Origin of the sequence: Phaeobacter gallaeciensis (assembly GCF_001678945.1) — a bacterium.
Lineage (GTDB): Bacteria > Pseudomonadota > Alphaproteobacteria > Rhodobacterales > Rhodobacteraceae > Phycobacter > Phycobacter gallaeciensis_A.
The window spans coordinates 652,258-666,801 of sequence record NZ_CP015124.1; the positions used below are offsets into that span (position 1 = coordinate 652,258).

The 14,544-nt window shown below is 59.6% G+C and carries 12 protein-coding genes, 1 tRNA gene and 1 pseudogene; 9 read left to right on the top strand and 5 right to left on the bottom strand.

From position 1 onward, the window contains the following. Positions 1-18 precede the first annotated feature (18 nt). Genes JL2886_RS19315 through JL2886_RS19845 form a run of 4 tightly spaced genes read left to right on the top strand, consistent with a single transcriptional unit; the run spans position 19 to position 3,339 of the window. Positions 19-708, top strand: a complete 690-nt coding sequence (locus JL2886_RS19315) for a hypothetical protein (RefSeq protein ID WP_133245336.1) — start codon at positions 19-21, stop codon at positions 706-708. Next, complete coding sequence (locus tag JL2886_RS03060) at positions 668-1,669, top strand: aKG-HExxH-type peptide beta-hydroxylase (RefSeq protein ID WP_065270669.1); 1,002 nt, start codon at positions 668-670, stop codon at positions 1,667-1,669. Before JL2886_RS19315 ends, JL2886_RS03060 begins: the two co-directional genes overlap by 41 nt. After that, positions 1,656-3,113 (top strand): class I adenylate-forming enzyme family protein, encoded by a 1,458-nt coding sequence (locus JL2886_RS03065; protein WP_065270670.1) that lies wholly within the window; start codon positions 1,656-1,658, stop codon positions 3,111-3,113. The genes JL2886_RS03060 and JL2886_RS03065 overlap by 14 nt, the downstream gene beginning before the upstream one ends. Beyond that, on the top strand, positions 3,103-3,339 hold the full coding sequence (locus JL2886_RS19845) for an acyl carrier protein (protein ID WP_082995984.1): 237 nt from the start codon (positions 3,103-3,105) through the stop codon (positions 3,337-3,339). The genes JL2886_RS03065 and JL2886_RS19845 overlap by 11 nt, the downstream gene beginning before the upstream one ends. On the opposite strand, the gene JL2886_RS03070 is transcribed toward JL2886_RS19845, so the two are convergent. Then, on the bottom strand, positions 3,302-3,958 hold the full coding sequence (locus tag JL2886_RS03070; protein WP_133245334.1) for a hypothetical protein: 657 nt from the start codon (positions 3,956-3,958) through the stop codon (positions 3,302-3,304). The genes JL2886_RS19845 and JL2886_RS03070 overlap by 38 nt on opposite strands. A gap of 646 nt (positions 3,959-4,604) precedes the next feature. Between JL2886_RS03070 and JL2886_RS19130 the strand changes: the two are divergent. After that, positions 4,605-5,361 (top strand): annotated as a pseudogene (locus tag JL2886_RS19130) (IS5 family transposase). A gap of 327 nt (positions 5,362-5,688) precedes the next feature. Beyond that, complete coding sequence (locus tag JL2886_RS03085) at positions 5,689-6,534, top strand: tyrosine-type recombinase/integrase (protein WP_082995985.1); 846 nt, start codon at positions 5,689-5,691, stop codon at positions 6,532-6,534. Positions 6,535-6,608: 74 nt separating this feature from the next. On the opposite strand, the gene JL2886_RS03090 is transcribed toward JL2886_RS03085, so the two are convergent. The 3 genes from JL2886_RS03090 to JL2886_RS03100 all read right to left on the bottom strand — a co-directional run bounded on the left by JL2886_RS03090 (position 6,609) and on the right by JL2886_RS03100 (position 7,927). Further along, a tRNA-Val gene (locus JL2886_RS03090) sits at positions 6,609-6,684 on the bottom strand. Between the two features lie 73 nt (positions 6,685-6,757). Beyond that, complete coding sequence (locus JL2886_RS03095; protein WP_065270673.1) at positions 6,758-7,333, bottom strand: histidine phosphatase family protein; 576 nt, start codon at positions 7,331-7,333, stop codon at positions 6,758-6,760. 123 nt (positions 7,334-7,456) lie between these two features. Continuing rightward, on the bottom strand, positions 7,457-7,927 hold the full coding sequence (locus JL2886_RS03100; RefSeq protein WP_065270674.1) for an Lrp/AsnC family transcriptional regulator: 471 nt from the start codon (positions 7,925-7,927) through the stop codon (positions 7,457-7,459). Positions 7,928-8,054: 127 nt separating this feature from the next. Between JL2886_RS03100 and putA the strand changes: the two genes are divergently transcribed. Both putA and JL2886_RS03110 read left to right on the top strand, forming a co-directional pair. After that, on the top strand, positions 8,055-11,495 hold the full coding sequence (putA, locus tag JL2886_RS03105) for a bifunctional proline dehydrogenase/L-glutamate gamma-semialdehyde dehydrogenase PutA (protein WP_065270675.1): 3,441 nt from the start codon (positions 8,055-8,057) through the stop codon (positions 11,493-11,495). 72 nt (positions 11,496-11,567) lie between these two features. Further along, positions 11,568-12,350 (top strand): rhomboid family intramembrane serine protease, encoded by a 783-nt coding sequence (locus JL2886_RS03110; protein ID WP_065270676.1) that lies wholly within the window; start codon positions 11,568-11,570, stop codon positions 12,348-12,350. A 120-nt stretch (positions 12,351-12,470) separates the two neighbouring features. Here JL2886_RS03110 and JL2886_RS03115 read toward each other — a convergent pair whose 3' ends face one another. Further along, positions 12,471-13,256: an inositol monophosphatase family protein gene (locus JL2886_RS03115; protein WP_065270677.1), complete on the bottom strand. Its 786-nt coding sequence runs from the start codon at positions 13,254-13,256 to the stop codon at positions 12,471-12,473. Between the two features lie 244 nt (positions 13,257-13,500). On the opposite strand from JL2886_RS03115, the gene JL2886_RS03120 reads away from it, so the two are divergent. Then, on the top strand, positions 13,501-14,541 hold the full coding sequence (locus tag JL2886_RS03120; RefSeq protein WP_065270678.1) for an NADP-dependent oxidoreductase: 1,041 nt from the start codon (positions 13,501-13,503) through the stop codon (positions 14,539-14,541). The last annotated feature ends 3 nt before the right edge of the window (positions 14,542-14,544 follow it).

Sequence of the window (14,544 nt, forward strand, 5' to 3'; positions counted from 1 at the left end):
AGCTACCTGCGTGCGGATGTGGGCGTTCTGCTGGGCATAGGCATTCTCGGCAAGCGCCCTTCCCTACCGGTGGTCCTGGGGCTCGTCGCCGCCATGGTCGGTGTGTGGATGATTAACGGTAGATCCCGTGCTCTCGCTGCGAGAGCGTCGAGTGGGAATTGCGGCAAGAAGGTCCGGTTTGTCCCGCATCCCTTCCGTTCGATGATGTTTGTCGGCTGCACCTGCGGCGAAGGTCTGCTCCTTCCATTGCTCGTGCAGCAAGGGATCATCGCCCTGGTGGAAGACTCCCAGACTTTACAAAAGTCACTAACTGCCCTGTTGCGTTATTCGTACCGGGTACATCGATGGACTTCCAACACAGGCGAAAGCCAGTGGCCGAACTCCCGAGATCTGTCCTTCATCAGTGCTCAAGAACCACTGACAGTGCTGCGGAAGGCGCCAATGCTGCTTGTGCCCTGGAAGTCTCCGCAGCGGGAAAACTCCCCCCGCCAGACAGAAGCGAAGCCACAAACAGCACTTGATAGTACAACGGTTTACGCCGCATATATTGGTTCGGAGCAGCTAGGCATAGCAGCGTTTAACCGCCCCCAGCCGCAGCTTCATGAAATCGCAAACTTATCGAAAAACAGTATCGTGTTAGTGAAAGTTATTTTCTTAGGTACATATTATGGAAATCCAGTTTGGAACAACCTTTTTCCCGAATGCTGATGATCTTCGGGAAACGATCACTCGACTATTCTGCAGGCTTGAGACCTCATTGCAGCACCTGCTGCTTGAGGTCTGGGACGCTCCCGAAAACACAGCGAGAGCAGAAGAAAAACTCAAGCGTATTTTCTCCGATCACGGGCGCCCCGATAGCCTTGTGTTTGCCGCCCATGACGCGATGTTGAATGCTGCACTCGCACAGGACGAATCCAGCTTTGAACAGGCCTGCCTGCAATTCCTACAGCTCCCCGATCCCGTCCAGGCGACCGGCCTCAGGGTACTCGGCCTGTCGAAAGAAGAGCTGGGCCTCAGTGCATGTAACCTTCTTCGTCGTGTGTTTCGCGATGATGCTGGGCTTACATCTGACCTGAGCGCTCCCGGTGCCAAGGCGAAGAAACAAGCTGCTGCCAAGATCAATCTAGCGATAAACATGCTGGACCAGTACGCGCCCGATTGGGCCAAAGAGTTCGATCTCCTCGTGACGCAGGTATACCTTGGCGTTAACAGAGATCCGAAGAAGAGCGGCTTTGGCGGCGCCACGGTCTTTGCAGCCTTCGGTTCCATCCTCGTGAACTCTGACCAGATTGATATTCTGCCAACGGTTCTGATGACGCTGGTGCATGAAAGCTCTCATGCCAAACTGTTCCTATATCATCTGGATGACCCTGTTATCCTGAATGAAGATAACGAGCTCTTCAGCTCTCCCCTCCGCTCCACGCCGCGCCCGATGGAGGGGATTTTCCATGCGGCCTGGGTCTCGGCACGCATGGTGCAATCTGCGAGGGCTATGCTCGACAACGGCTTTTGCGGGCCGGACGCCGAAGAACTGCGCCGCCAAAGCAGGCAGGCGGCGATCATCTTTCGGGATTGCGCTACCCAAGTCGAACAACATGCCCGTTTGACGCCTCTGGGACACCGGTTGTTTGATGATGCACAAAGGGCAATGTCAGATGCATGCTCCTGAAACGATCGGCGCGGCCTTTCTTAAACAGGTCGAAATAAACCCGGGCGCCATACTTTTCGAAACTCGGAGCGGAACAGGGATCGGCTCCCTCACCTACGCAGACTTCAAAATGCGCATCGAGTTGACGATGTTAGCCTTTGCCGGAAAAGGCGTTGCCGCTGGCCAGGTGGTAGGGCTTGCCAACACCAACCAGATTGACACGTTTGCTGCAATTCTTGCGCTATGGGCATTGGGGGCCTCGCCTCTGGTGCTCGATTTCAGAAGCCCGCCTTCGGACATTTTGGAAAGGGCTGGGAGGGCGCGCGCTGTATGTGTCTTTTCAGACTTCAGGAAGCTGACCCAGAACGAAGGGATTCTGGAGTCTCCCAGAGGGGGGCAAGCGACACAAACTTCGGGAGAGCTGGTTTTCCCGGCCACGCCGCACGTCACCGCAGATTTCATCATGAGTTCTGGAACAACCGGTGTTCCGAAGCTGCACCCGGTGTCACATGAGGAGCTTTTGAGTGCCACTGACCGGATGGCCACGGGCGGAGAAAGAGGCGATTGGGGAAATGCAGTGTCCTGTCTCAATCTCAGTTTTCCGGGAACGCGCTACATCTGGTATCGCAACGCGATCAGCGGGCGAAAGATCATCACTGTCCCGGTGTTCTTCGACTATGGGGAACTCGATGCGGCTCTTCTGCATGAGGATGCAGAAGAAGCCACTTTGCCGCCGGTATTGATCCGCGGTCTGGTCCAGCACATCAAAGCGCAAGGGCTGGTCGGGAACAGGCCACGCTATGACAGGCTGGTCAAAATGCAGAGTATCGGCGGCCCGCTGCTTGGCTCGGTTCTGACTGAAGCCAAGTCCATCCTTTCGGACAAGCTCTGCGTTACCTATTCTTCGACGCAAACGGGCATCATATCCCGTCTGGAAGGGGATGCGATTGACAGCTATCCGACCTCAGTCGGGAAACCGCTTCCACATCATCATATCAGGATCGTCGATGACGAAGGCTGCCCTCTGCCCAACAACCAGGTTGGCCATATTGAAACGCAGGTAAATGGCAGTGCCGCTCGCCCAGGTGATCGTGGCTACCTGGACGACGAGGGATATCTCTATGTTGTGGGAAGAGTGCAGGAGTACTTTTGCCGAAACGGCGTTTCCTTCAACGCACCGGACCTGGAGAACCGGGTCCAGGAAGTTACTGGCGCGGCGCTTTGTTGCATAATTTCCAGCCCGAGCGAGGCCGGTGATGACGATCAGATCGTTGCGGTCATCGAAGCCGAGCCAAGCAATCTCAGTGATTTCAAAACCCGGTTGAGAGCGCAGCTATCCCCGCTAACAAGGCCGGACAGAATCGTACTGATGCCGGTGCTTCCAAAGACATCTGGTCTCAAAGTCGCAAGGGCACACTTGCAGCAGGAGATCAAGGACAATCCGGAGACATGCCATGTCATCTGAGCTGAGGGCTTGCGTCGAAAACTCATTCAAAGCTTGTTTTCCCGATGCCGAATTGTCGAAAGACAGCGATTTTTTCGATCTAGGCGGGGATTCCCTGAAAGCGGTTGGCCTGTGTCGTCTTATTGCCGAAACCCTCGGCATGGAGGTTCATCCATCCATTCTGTTTTCTCATTCCACCCCGGCCACGCTTACTGCTGCTCTTCGGCGCGAATACGGGACCCTATGAATTTTTCGATGTTGGCGATGAGGTAAGGGAGGTTTTCCGCCTCGAAGTATTTGCCATGCCCACAGGGAAGGCTGGCTTGCTCATATGCCGGAAACAGGTTTTCAACCCGTCTCTTGGTCACACACTGGTCCTGCATGAAGGGGTTTCGTTCGGGTGCTTCCGCGCCGAAATTTAGCAACACAGGAACAGGTATTGCGTAGTCGGGAATGGCATCAATCGCAGCCACGGATTTGATGTCGTGACCAAGTTCCAGAAGACGCCGTGCAAAACAGATTGCAAATGGCGCCCCTTGGCAATTCCCACCAACAACCGCGATCTCCTTGGGGAGCATGCCTGTCAGCGCGTCCGCTAGATGGTGCGCCATGTCGGCGCCGATTTCATCCCGCTCAGGCGAGGGTTTCATGATAAGATTAAGAGAGCGAAGCGCAAAAAACGGCCGTTCCGGATCCAGTGTGGCGTGAAATCTTGCAGGTTCATGCGCCGCATTGAAGAACCATAGGATCGGTGGGAGAGTTCCGGCTGAATTCAGGTACCTTACAACACCACGGGGGCCGACGGCCCGGCCCGGCCAATTTTCGGTCAAACGCGAAATCGAACGAAAAGTTTCGTCGATCTGCATGTTTGAAGTCATCATAAGGTCTATTTTCTCTAATGTATCGGCGGCCAAAGCCTACGCGCACATGCAGCTGCCCACCAGTTAGCGGGCCGCCGCGTTCTTCAGAATTTGGAATTTCGTGCGGGATTGACTTAGAAGCCACCGCCTGGCGGGGCTGGTTCACCGACTTTCGGAGCGGCCGCTGCCTTGCTGCCCTTCAATGTCAGGATTTTATTGGGATTCAATTTCATGGTAACTTCCTTTCTCAAAAGGATTTGATCACACAAAGTTATTCTGCTCGCTATGCCAGCAGAGACAGACAAAAGGTTTCAACTCGCCGTGTCAATGAGATTTTGAAGCCTATTTATAAGGCCTCAAATCGGCGCTGAAAAGGCCGGTATGAGGTAGCCCTGTCGAAGTTGTCAGTGGGCTGCAATCTGCGCTTCCACGACCTTTTCACAGGGTCCAGCATCGCCTTATTAGGCGGCAGTGCTTGGAATGTCATGAGACGGATAATCTGCGGGACGCATTCGGAGCTGCAGCAGGTCATTGATGCGCCGTTTGCGAACGCCATGATTGGGCTGGAAGCGGTTACTACCGGTCCTAGGGTCAGGATGCATTGATTTTCAACGCGCTACGTGATTCACGGCTCGGAAAGCGGAGCGGTGACATGAGCGACCTTTACTGGCTGACCGACGAGCAGATGGCCAAACTTGCCCCTTTTTCCCGAAGTCGCACGGCAAGCCACGGGTTGATGACAGACGGGTGTTGAGTGGGATTATCTTCATCAATCGCAATGGGTTGCGCTGGCGGGATGCGCCGCGGGAATATGGTCCGCACAAGACGCTGTACAGCCGATGGAAGCGTTGGAGCGAAAAAGGCATCTTCGCGCAGATGATGGTCGGCCTGGCTGCCGAACACGGCGAGGAAAAGACCGCGATGATCGACGCGACCTATTTGAAGGCACATCGCACTGCGACCAGCATGGCCGCGAAAAAGGGGGGCGTGGACGCCTGATCGGTCGGACCAAGGGCGGCATGAACACCAAACTGCATGCCATCTGCGATAGCCAAGGGCGGCCGCTCAACCTGTTCGTCACCGCCGGTCAGGTCAGCGACTACATCGGCGCGCGGGCGCTGCACAGCAGCCTGCCAAAGGTCGACTGGTTGCTCGGGGATCGTGGCTATGACGCCGACTGGTTCAGGGACGCGTTGAAAGACAAAGGGATACGCGCCTGCATCCCCGGCAGAAAGCAACGCAAGACCCCGGTCAAATACGACAAGCGCCGATACAAACGACGCAACCGCATCGAGATCATGTTCGGCAGACTCAAGGACTGGCGGCGTGTGGCGACACGCTATGACCGCTGTCCCAAGGTATTCCTCTCAGCCATCGCCCTCGCTGCAACCGTCATCTACTGGTTATGAATCCTGACCCAAGTCATGGTAGATGTGGAAACCCTGCCGGTCCCCAGACGGACGAAGAAAAACGAAAAAGGCCCCCGACAATGGTCAAGATAGAACTGCCAGGGCTGATCCGCGAACCGATGCCATCTGGCAATTCTCGCCTGCGAGTGCGTGTAGCCGGAGATAAAAGGCGTCGGATCACCCTCAAGGTCGGATTGGACAGCCAACACTTTATGGAAGCCTACCACGCTGCCCGCGCCGGAGTGCTATACGAGCCTCCAGCGCGTCCGGCGGACATGGCAGTACAGAAGTCAACAGAATGGCTGTGGCTGCTTTTTCCTGGAGCACATGGAAGCCATGGAAACCGCAGGGGAAATCAAGGCAGCAACTGTTAAACAGCGTCAGCATGTACTCGGGCGCTTCCTGGACCACGAAGTCGATGGCGCGCTATTGCGCGAGTACGACGCTGGCGTCCCGCAGGAGGTGATTGTCGAGTTCATTGACACCCTGATCGAGAAGCCCGGCGCCCGAAAGAACACAATCGGTTCCCTACGCGCGATGTATAAGTTCGCCGATGAGCGCGGATATGTTCGCCCCAACCCGGCCAAGGGGATCAGCACCACATACAGATCAGCAGGCGGCGCCACCCCCTGGACAGTCGATGACCTCAAAAAATTCCGCGAGCGCCATCCCTTTGGGACGATGGCTCATCTGGCACTGACCGTCTTTATGTTCACCGCCTGCCGCGTCTCTGATGCAATCTGGATCGGACGAAACAACGAATCCACCAGCAACGGTATCCGTTGGCTTGGCTGGCAACCACGAAAGAAGGGATCCACGTATGTGGAAATCCCGATCATGCCCCCACTGGCCAAAGCTATCGCTGCGCAGAACGTCTCTCATGTGGATGGGTGCTACCTGCTCAGCTCACACGGCACGCCTTTTTCCTCAAGTGACAGCTTCAGGAACCGGTTCAAGACTTGGTGCAGAGAAGCCAGTCTGCCGGACCGAAGCCCACACGGCATTCGAAAAGCGGCTGGCCACCTATTGGCGCTGGAAGGCGCCACGCAACATCAGATCATGGCGGTGCATGGGCACTCCCAAGCAGCCACCTCAGAGATCTACACCAAGGACGTAGAACGCCGACGACTGGCCGCTGATGCGGTTGCTAAACTAGCCAGTATGAAATGGTAGGTGTCCCACGCCGCCAAACTGCCCCCAGACATGGGACACTCACGCATTGATTCAATTGATCATTAGGGAGGGTATGGTGGGTGATGAGAGACTCGAACTCCCGACATCTTCGGTGTAAACGAAGCGCTCTACCAACTGAGCTAATCACCCGATGAAGCGGGATTTAGAGAAATCTCCGTGGCAGCGCAAGAGCTTCCTCGCGTTTTTTGTCACAAAAATTCGCTCAGCGTAAAACCGTTTCACGGCGCTGCTCCAGAACATAGACGCAGCCCTGTCCATTCGACAATTTTGCCTGCTCCGATCTGTCCAATCCGCATATGATTCCGCGCATCACCTGCCCAAGAAGACCATGCGCCACCACAACCGAAGGCGCACTGAGCGTTTGCAGGAAATCCAGGGTCCGCGCATGGAAGCGCTCGTACCCCTCACCGCCGGGCGCCGCGCAGAACATATCCAGCGGCGTAGTGTTCCGCGCAAAGATATCCGGGTAGTCCTGCTCCAGATCCACCAGCCGGTGGCCCTGAAAATCACCGGCGTGAACTTCGGCCAGACGGGCGTCCGTGGTGAATTCGCGACCTGCCAGAGCGATCTCTGCGGTCTGCTGCGCGCGGCCCAGAGGCGAGACATAGCACGGCGGGTTTTCCGCACTCAGGATCGGCTGCATCAATTCGGCCTGACGCTGCGCATGTTCCAGCCCCAGCGGGCTGAGACGGGACTCCAACTGTCCCTGAACGCGGCGCTCGGCGTTCCATTCGGTCTGCCCGTGGCGCAATAGCCAGATTTTGGGATACTCGCTCATGTAATGCTGCCTCATTTTTTTACCGAGCGAGGCGCCCCGGCCTGCCCGCTGTTGGAGGCACGATGGGGGAATTTCCTGGGTCTGCCCATCCCAACGCGCGCAACAGCACCCCCTGTACGCCACCTAAAGTTGAGCGAGGGCGCCGTCTTCCTTGACCGCCTGCATCGCCACATAGGTCGAGGTCGAGGCAACATGCGGCAGCGAGGAAATCTTCTCGCCCAGCACCGCGCGATAAGCCGACATCGAATGGGTGCGCACCTTCAAAAGGTAGTCGAAATGGGAGGCCATCAAATGCACCTGCTCAATCTCCGGGATCCGCGCCACGGCAGCGTTGAATTTGGCAAGCGCCGCCTCGCGGGTGTCTTCCAGCTTGACCTCGACAAAGGCGACGTGATCAAGCCCCAGCCGGATCGGATCCAGCAAGGCCCGGTAGCCGGTAATGATGCCTTCGGCCTCCAGCCGTTTCAGGCGGGTCTGGGTCGGCGATTTCGACAGACCAATGCGACGGGCCAGATCCGCGACCGAAATCCGACCATCCTCGCCCAGTACATGCAGAATCGCGCGGTCATATCTATCAAGATCGCTATAGTTCAATTGACCCTCCTACAGCGTAATTTCGCGGCAATTGACCTGAGTATCCCCCACAATCAGGCGAATGTCCCGCAATATTTGCTGTATTCTGAGCATCAGACTTTTTGCGGAACATACTGGAGCCTTCTGCATGACACACGCCCCCGCCCCCCAGAGCCCCGACACACAGCAGGATCAACTGCGTTATCGCATTGATGCAGGCACCTACGTCGATCAGGACGCCATGCGCGACCAGTTGGTTGCCACCGCCGCCCTGCCCGCAGCCGAACGTGCGGCGATCTGCGCCAATGCGGCCGCCCTGGTGCGGGATATCCGTGGCCATTCGGCCCCGGGGCTGATGGAGGTGTTCCTGGCGGAGTACGGTCTGTCGACCGATGAAGGGATCGCCCTGATGTGTCTGGCCGAGGCACTGCTGCGGGTGCCGGATGCCGATACCATCGATGCCCTGATCGAAGACAAGATTGCGCCGTCTGACTGGGGCAAACACCTTGGTCATTCCTCCTCTTCGCTGGTCAATGCCTCCACCTGGGCGCTGATGCTGACCGGCAAGGTGCTGGATGAGGCCAAGCCAAGCCCGGTGCGCGCCCTGCGCGGCGCCGTCAAACGTCTGGGTGAGCCGGTGATCCGCACCGCCGTGGGCCGCGCGATGAAGGAAATGGGCCGCCAGTTCGTTCTGGGCGAAAGCATCGAAAGCGCGATGAAGCGCGCCGCCGGAATGGAGGCCAAGGGCTACACCTATTCCTACGACATGCTGGGCGAAGCCGCGCGTACCGAAGCGGACGCCTCCCGCTATCACCTGTCCTATTCAAAGGCGATTTCTGCCATTGCCGTGGCCTGCGGCAGCGATGACATCCGCAAGAACCCCGGCATTTCCGTGAAACTCTCGGCGCTGCACCCGCGTTATGAACTGGCGCAGGAAGCCCGGGTGATGCAGCAACTGGTGCCGCGGCTAAAGGCGCTGGCGCTGCTGGCCAAGGCCGCAGGTATGGGGCTGAACGTCGATGCGGAAGAGGCCGACCGCCTGTCGCTGTCGCTGGAGGTGATCGAAGCGGTGGTGTCGGATCCGGCGCTGGCAGGCTGGGACGGTTTTGGCGTCGTGGTGCAGGCCTATGGGCCGCGCACCGGGCTGGCGATTGATGCGCTTTACCAGATGGCCGAAAAATACGACCGCCGCTTCATGGTGCGGCTGGTCAAAGGCGCCTATTGGGACACCGAGATCAAGCGCGCCCAGGTCGAAGGCATCGACGGCTTCCCGGTCTACACCAACAAATCGCTGACCGATGTGTCCTATATCGCCAACGCGCGCAAACTGCTGGGCATGACCGACCGCATTTACCCGCAATTTGCCACCCACAACGCCCATACGGTCAGCGCCATCCTGCATATGGCCAGCGACAGCAGTGTCTACGAATTCCAGCGCCTGCACGGCATGGGCGAAACCCTGCACCAGATGGTCAAGGAGCAGAACGGCACCAACTGCCGGATCTACGCGCCCGTTGGGGCGCACCGTGATCTGCTGGCCTATCTGGTGCGGCGTCTGCTGGAAAACGGTGCCAACAGCTCTTTCGTGAACCAGATCGTGGATGAGAACGTCCCGCCCGAGGTGGTGGCTGCCGATCCCTTCGATGCGGTTGCCGATGTCAGCCGCAGCATCCCCACCGGCCCCGAGATGTTTGCGCCCGAGCGCAGCAACTCCATGGGGTTTGATCTGGGCCACGCGCCGACGCTGGCTGCCATCGAAGCCGCCCGCGCGCCCTGGCGCGATCACCAATGGCAGGCAGGCCCCTTGCTGGCAGGCACAGCCACACCGGATGCCCCCGAGGATGTGACCAACCCCTCGGATCTGACGCCGGTGGGACAGCTGACCCCATCGAGCGCGGCGGATATCGAAACGGCGCTCGCATCCGCCCAGCCCTGGAACGCCTCTGCTGCGGATCGGGCGGCGGCCCTCAACAAGGCGGCAGATCTGTACGAGGCAAACTACGGCGAACTCTTCGCGCTGCTGGCACGGGAGGCGGGTAAATCCATCCCCGACGCGGTGGCCGAACTGCGCGAAGCAGTGGACTTCCTGCGCTACTACGCCGCCCGCATTCCGGATGCTGCGCCAGCCGGGATCTTCACCTGCATATCACCCTGGAATTTCCCGCTGGCGATCTTCTCGGGGCAGGTCTCTGCCGCGCTGGCGGCTGGCAATGCCGTGCTGGCCAAACCGGCCGAGCAGACGCCTCTGATCGCTCAACGCGCCGTGGAACTGTTGCATGAGGCAGGCGTTCCGCGCTCCGCCCTGCAACTGGTGCCCGGCCCCGGCTCCCGCGTTGGCGCGGCGCTGACCTCGGATCCGCGCGTTGGCGGCGTGGCCTTTACCGGCTCAACCGCAACAGCCCTGCGTATCCGCCGCGCCATGGCGGCAAACCTGAAACCCGGCGCGCCGCTGATTGCTGAAACCGGCGGGCTGAACGCCATGATCGTGGATTCCACTGCGCTGCCGGAACAGGCCGTGCAATCGATCCTCGAAAGCGCCTTTCAATCCGCAGGCCAGCGCTGCAGTGCGCTGCGCTGCCTCTATGTGCAGGAAGACATCGCGGATGATTTCCTGAAGATGCTGAAAGGCGCGATGGACACGCTGACCCTTGGCGACCCCTGGCATCTGTCCACCGACAGCGGCCCGGTCATCGACGCAACCGCACGGGCGGGCATTCTGGCCCATATCGACGCCGCGCGCGCCGAAGGTCGGGTGATAAAAGAGATGCAGACACCGCAGGGCGGCACCTTTGTGGCACCGACCCTGATCGAGGTACCCGGCATCGCCGCGCTGGAGCAGGAAATCTTTGGCCCGGTGCTGCATGTGGCGCGTTTCAAATCGAGGGACCTGGACCGGGTGATCGCCGAGATCAACGGCACCGGTTATGGGCTGACCTTTGGCCTGCACACCCGGATCGATGACAGGGTGCAGCATGTCTGCGATCGGATCCACGCGGGCAATATCTACGTCAACCGCAACCAGATCGGCGCCATTGTCGGCAGCCAGCCCTTTGGCGGCGAAGGCCTGTCCGGCACCGGCCCCAAGGCGGGTGGCCCCTTCTACCTGTCGCGCTTCTGCGCGCCGGATCGTCAAAACAGCGCAGAGACCTGGTCAGGCGCCGCCTCCCAACTGCCCGGCGCACTCGGGACGGCTACGGCGCCGGTCACCACCTCTCTGCCCGGGCCGACCGGCGAATCCAACCGGCTGACCGTCACCGCCCGCCCGCCGCTTCTGTGCATAGGTCCGGGAGCCAAAGCTGCCGCCGCACAGGCCAAGGCGGTCATGCAGCTTGGCGGCACCGCCATTCAGGCAAACGGCATGCTGGACCTGCAGCAGCTTGAGAGCCTTCAGGACATCGCTGGCGTCCTGTGGTGGGGCGATGAGGACACCGGTCGCCGGATCGAAGAGACCCTCGCCAAACGCGACGGCCCTATCGTGCCACTAATCCCCGGGCAGCCCGACCGCGCCCGGGTCCTGGCCGAGCGCCACGTCTGCGTCGATACAACTGCGGCCGGCGGCAACGCCGCGCTGCTGGGCGGCAACGCCTGACGGCAAGGCTCCGGCAACAGCTTTGCCCGATAACCGCTTGACGCTGGGCCGAAACCGGCCCAGCGTTCCCGCATGTTTCCGCTGCGTGATCACAATCCATCCGGGCGCACGCCCTATGTCGTCTACCTGCTGATGGCAGTGAATATCGCGGTGTTTCTTTATGCCGTGACCACCTACACCAGCCCCCGGCTGATGGCAGGCTTCTACTATACCTACGGCATCGTTCCGGCTGAACTCTCCTACGGTCGCCATCTCAGCAGCTTGTTCACCTCGATGTTCCTGCACGCGGGTTTCATGCATCTGGCCGGGAATATGCTGTTCCTTTGGATTTTCGGCGACAACCTTGAAGACGAGATGGGCCACCTGCCCTTTCTGGGTTTCTACCTATTGGCAGGGCTGGGCGCCGGACTGATCCACGTGATGGCAGGCCCACTGTCCAACGTGCCCACGGTCGGGGCATCCGGTGCGATTGCCGGGGTCATGGGGGGCTACCTTCTGATGTTTCCAAAGGCGCGGGTGGATATCCTTCTGGTGCTCATCATCTATTTCCGGGTCTTTTCGATCCCCGCCTTCATCATGCTGGGGGTCTGGCTGGCCCTGCAATTCATCGGCGGGCTTGGCGCTGATCCCAACACTGGCGGGGTCGCCTATTGGGCGCATACGGGCGGTTTCGTCGTTGGCATGGCGCTCTGCCTGCCCCTGTGGATGAAACGCGGCGGCCCTGTGTTCTGGAACCGTACCCATGGTCGCCCCGATCATCCTGATACCCATTACACCTATAGCCCGAGCCGCATTCCCCGCCTGCCCCGCAAGAGCCGCCATCCGCATTCAAGGCCGGGTCCTTGGGGCAAATAAACCAATCCTGCCCAGGTGGATAAATGAAGAAGCGCGCGCAACCGCTGGGATTGCACGCGCTTCTTCATGTGGAATTCTTGTGGACGGCCTGGGGATAACCCCGGCACCCCTGTCTTGGGATCAGCCCCGGATCACTTTCGCAAAGGCTTCGAACATCGGCTCGTTCGCGCAGACGACTTCGCCGGATTCGAGAATGCTCTCCTCGGGGTCCAGCGCCTCGATCAACCCGCCGGCCTCTTTGACGATAATGATGCCAGCCGCCATGTCCCAGGCGTTCAGGCGACGTTCCCAGAACCCTTCGTAGCGGCCAGCCGCCACATAGGCCATGTCCAGCGCCGCAGCGCCCCAGCGGCGCACACCGGCGCAGGCGGGCATCAGCCGCGCCAGATCCTGCAGGGTCGCAGGCAGATCCGAGCGGCCACCAAACGGCAAACCGGTTGCAAAAATGGATTCGATCATCCGGTGACGGCCCGACACCCGGATGCGTGTGTCGTTCATCCAGGCACCGGCGCCCTTTTCGGCAAAGAACATCTCGTCCTTGGCGGCATCATAGATCACTCCGGCCACGATCTTACCCTTGTGCTCCAGCGCGATCGAAATCGCCCAATGCGGCAGGCCATGCAGGAAGTTGGTGGTGCCATCCAGCGGATCCACGATCCAGCGGCGGGTGGGATCCTCGCCGGGGGTCTCTCCGCCCTCTTCGGCCAGCCAGCCGTAGGTCGGGCGCGCGCCCATCAGCTCATCCTTGAGGATCTTTTCCGCGGCGATATCCGCCCGGGACACAAAGTCACCCGCGCCTTTCATCGAGACCTGAAGGTTCTCAACCTCGCGAAAGTCTTTCACGAGGGAGCGGCCTGCCTTGCGGGCGGCCTTGATCATCACATTAAGGTTCGCGCTGCCAATCATATCTGCAGACTCCTGTGTCGGTCGGGGAGATGCCGGTCAAACCGTGCCTATACGCGCCCTGCCCCTTCTTGCCAAGAGCCAATACCCTGCAATTCCGGGACAGCGTCTTTGCCTTCTTTGCCGTCGGGTTATTTTCGAGGATGGTTGCATTCCGCAAAACTGAACTACACAGTTCAGATAAGCCGCATCGCCCCAGTGAGACACAGGTGAGACGGACAGTGACACAATGGATAGGGAGATCCAAATGACCGAACAGATGCAGCGTATCGTGCTGGCCAGCCGCCCGGACGGCGAGCCCACGGATGACAATTTCCGCCTTGAAACCGTTGACCTGCCGCAGCCCGGCGAGGGCGAAGTGCTTGTTAAATCGCACTATATGTCGCTGGATCCCTATATGCGTGGCCGCATGGACGATGCCAAGTCCTATGCCGCGCCGGTGCCTATCGGCGGCACCATGGAGGCCGGCGCCGTGGGTGAGGTCATCGCGTCGAACAGCCCGCACTTCAAACCGGGCGATTTCGCCTTTGGCATGCTGGGTTGGGCCAGCCACGGCTGCCTGCCAGCCAAGGAACTGCGCAAGCTGGATCCGGCGCAGGGTCCGATCACCGCAGCGCTTGGCGTGCTGGGCATGCCCGGTTTTACCGGATGGCATGGCTTGACCGCCTATGGCCGACCTGAAGCGGGCGAAACCCTGGTGGTGGCCGCCGCAACCGGTCCCGTTGGTTCAATGGTCGGACAACTGGCCAAACTGGCAGGCCTGCGCGTTGTCGGCATCGCGGGCGGCGCCGACAAATGCAAACTGGCGACCGAGACCTTCGGCTTTGACGCCTGCCTGGACCACCGTGCCTATGCGGATGCAAAATCCCTGCGCAAGGATCTGGCCGAGGCCTGCCCCAAGGGCATCGACATCTATTTCGAAAACGTCGGCGGCAAGGTGCTGGAGGCGGTGCTGCCGCTGATGAACCCGCATGGGCGTATCCCGATCTGCGGCATGATCGCCTGGTACAACGCCGGCGGTCTGGGCGCAGGCGCATCGGATGTGGCGCTGACCGGGCCGAACATCTGGCGCAATATCCTGGTGAAATTCCTGTCGGTGAACGGCTTCATCATCTCGAATCATTTCGACCGCTACCCGGAGTTCCTGAAAGAGGTCGCGCCCAAGGTTGCCTCGGGTGAGATCCGCTTCCTTGAGGACATCGCCACTGGTCTGGAAAACGCCCCCGAGGCGTTCCGCTCGCTGCTGAAGGGCGGCAATACTGGCAAGCAGATCGTCAAACTGATCTGACCG

Bases quoted from the DNA above. Each gene is read 5' to 3' on its own strand.
- JL2886_RS03070 (WP_133245334.1), bottom strand. From the start codon at position 3,958: ATGCAGATCGACGAAACTTTTCGTTCGATTTCGCGTTTGACCGAAAAT.
- JL2886_RS03085 (WP_082995985.1), top strand. From the start codon at position 5,689: ATGGAAGCCATGGAAACCGCAGGGGAAATCAAGGCAGCAACTGTTAAA.
- JL2886_RS19845 (WP_082995984.1), top strand. From the start codon at position 3,103: ATGTCATCTGAGCTGAGGGCTTGCGTCGAAAACTCATTCAAAGCTTGT.
- JL2886_RS03065 (WP_065270670.1), top strand. From the start codon at position 1,656: ATGCATGCTCCTGAAACGATCGGCGCGGCCTTTCTTAAACAGGTCGAA.
- JL2886_RS03095 (WP_065270673.1), bottom strand. From the start codon at position 7,333: ATGAGCGAGTATCCCAAAATCTGGCTATTGCGCCACGGGCAGACCGAA.
- putA (WP_065270675.1), top strand. From the start codon at position 8,055: ATGACACACGCCCCCGCCCCCCAGAGCCCCGACACACAGCAGGATCAA.
- JL2886_RS03115 (WP_065270677.1), bottom strand. From the start codon at position 13,256: ATGATTGGCAGCGCGAACCTTAATGTGATGATCAAGGCCGCCCGCAAG.
- JL2886_RS03120 (WP_065270678.1), top strand. From the start codon at position 13,501: ATGACCGAACAGATGCAGCGTATCGTGCTGGCCAGCCGCCCGGACGGC.
- JL2886_RS03060 (WP_065270669.1), top strand. From the start codon at position 668: ATGGAAATCCAGTTTGGAACAACCTTTTTCCCGAATGCTGATGATCTT.
- JL2886_RS03110 (WP_065270676.1), top strand. From the start codon at position 11,568: ATGTTTCCGCTGCGTGATCACAATCCATCCGGGCGCACGCCCTATGTC.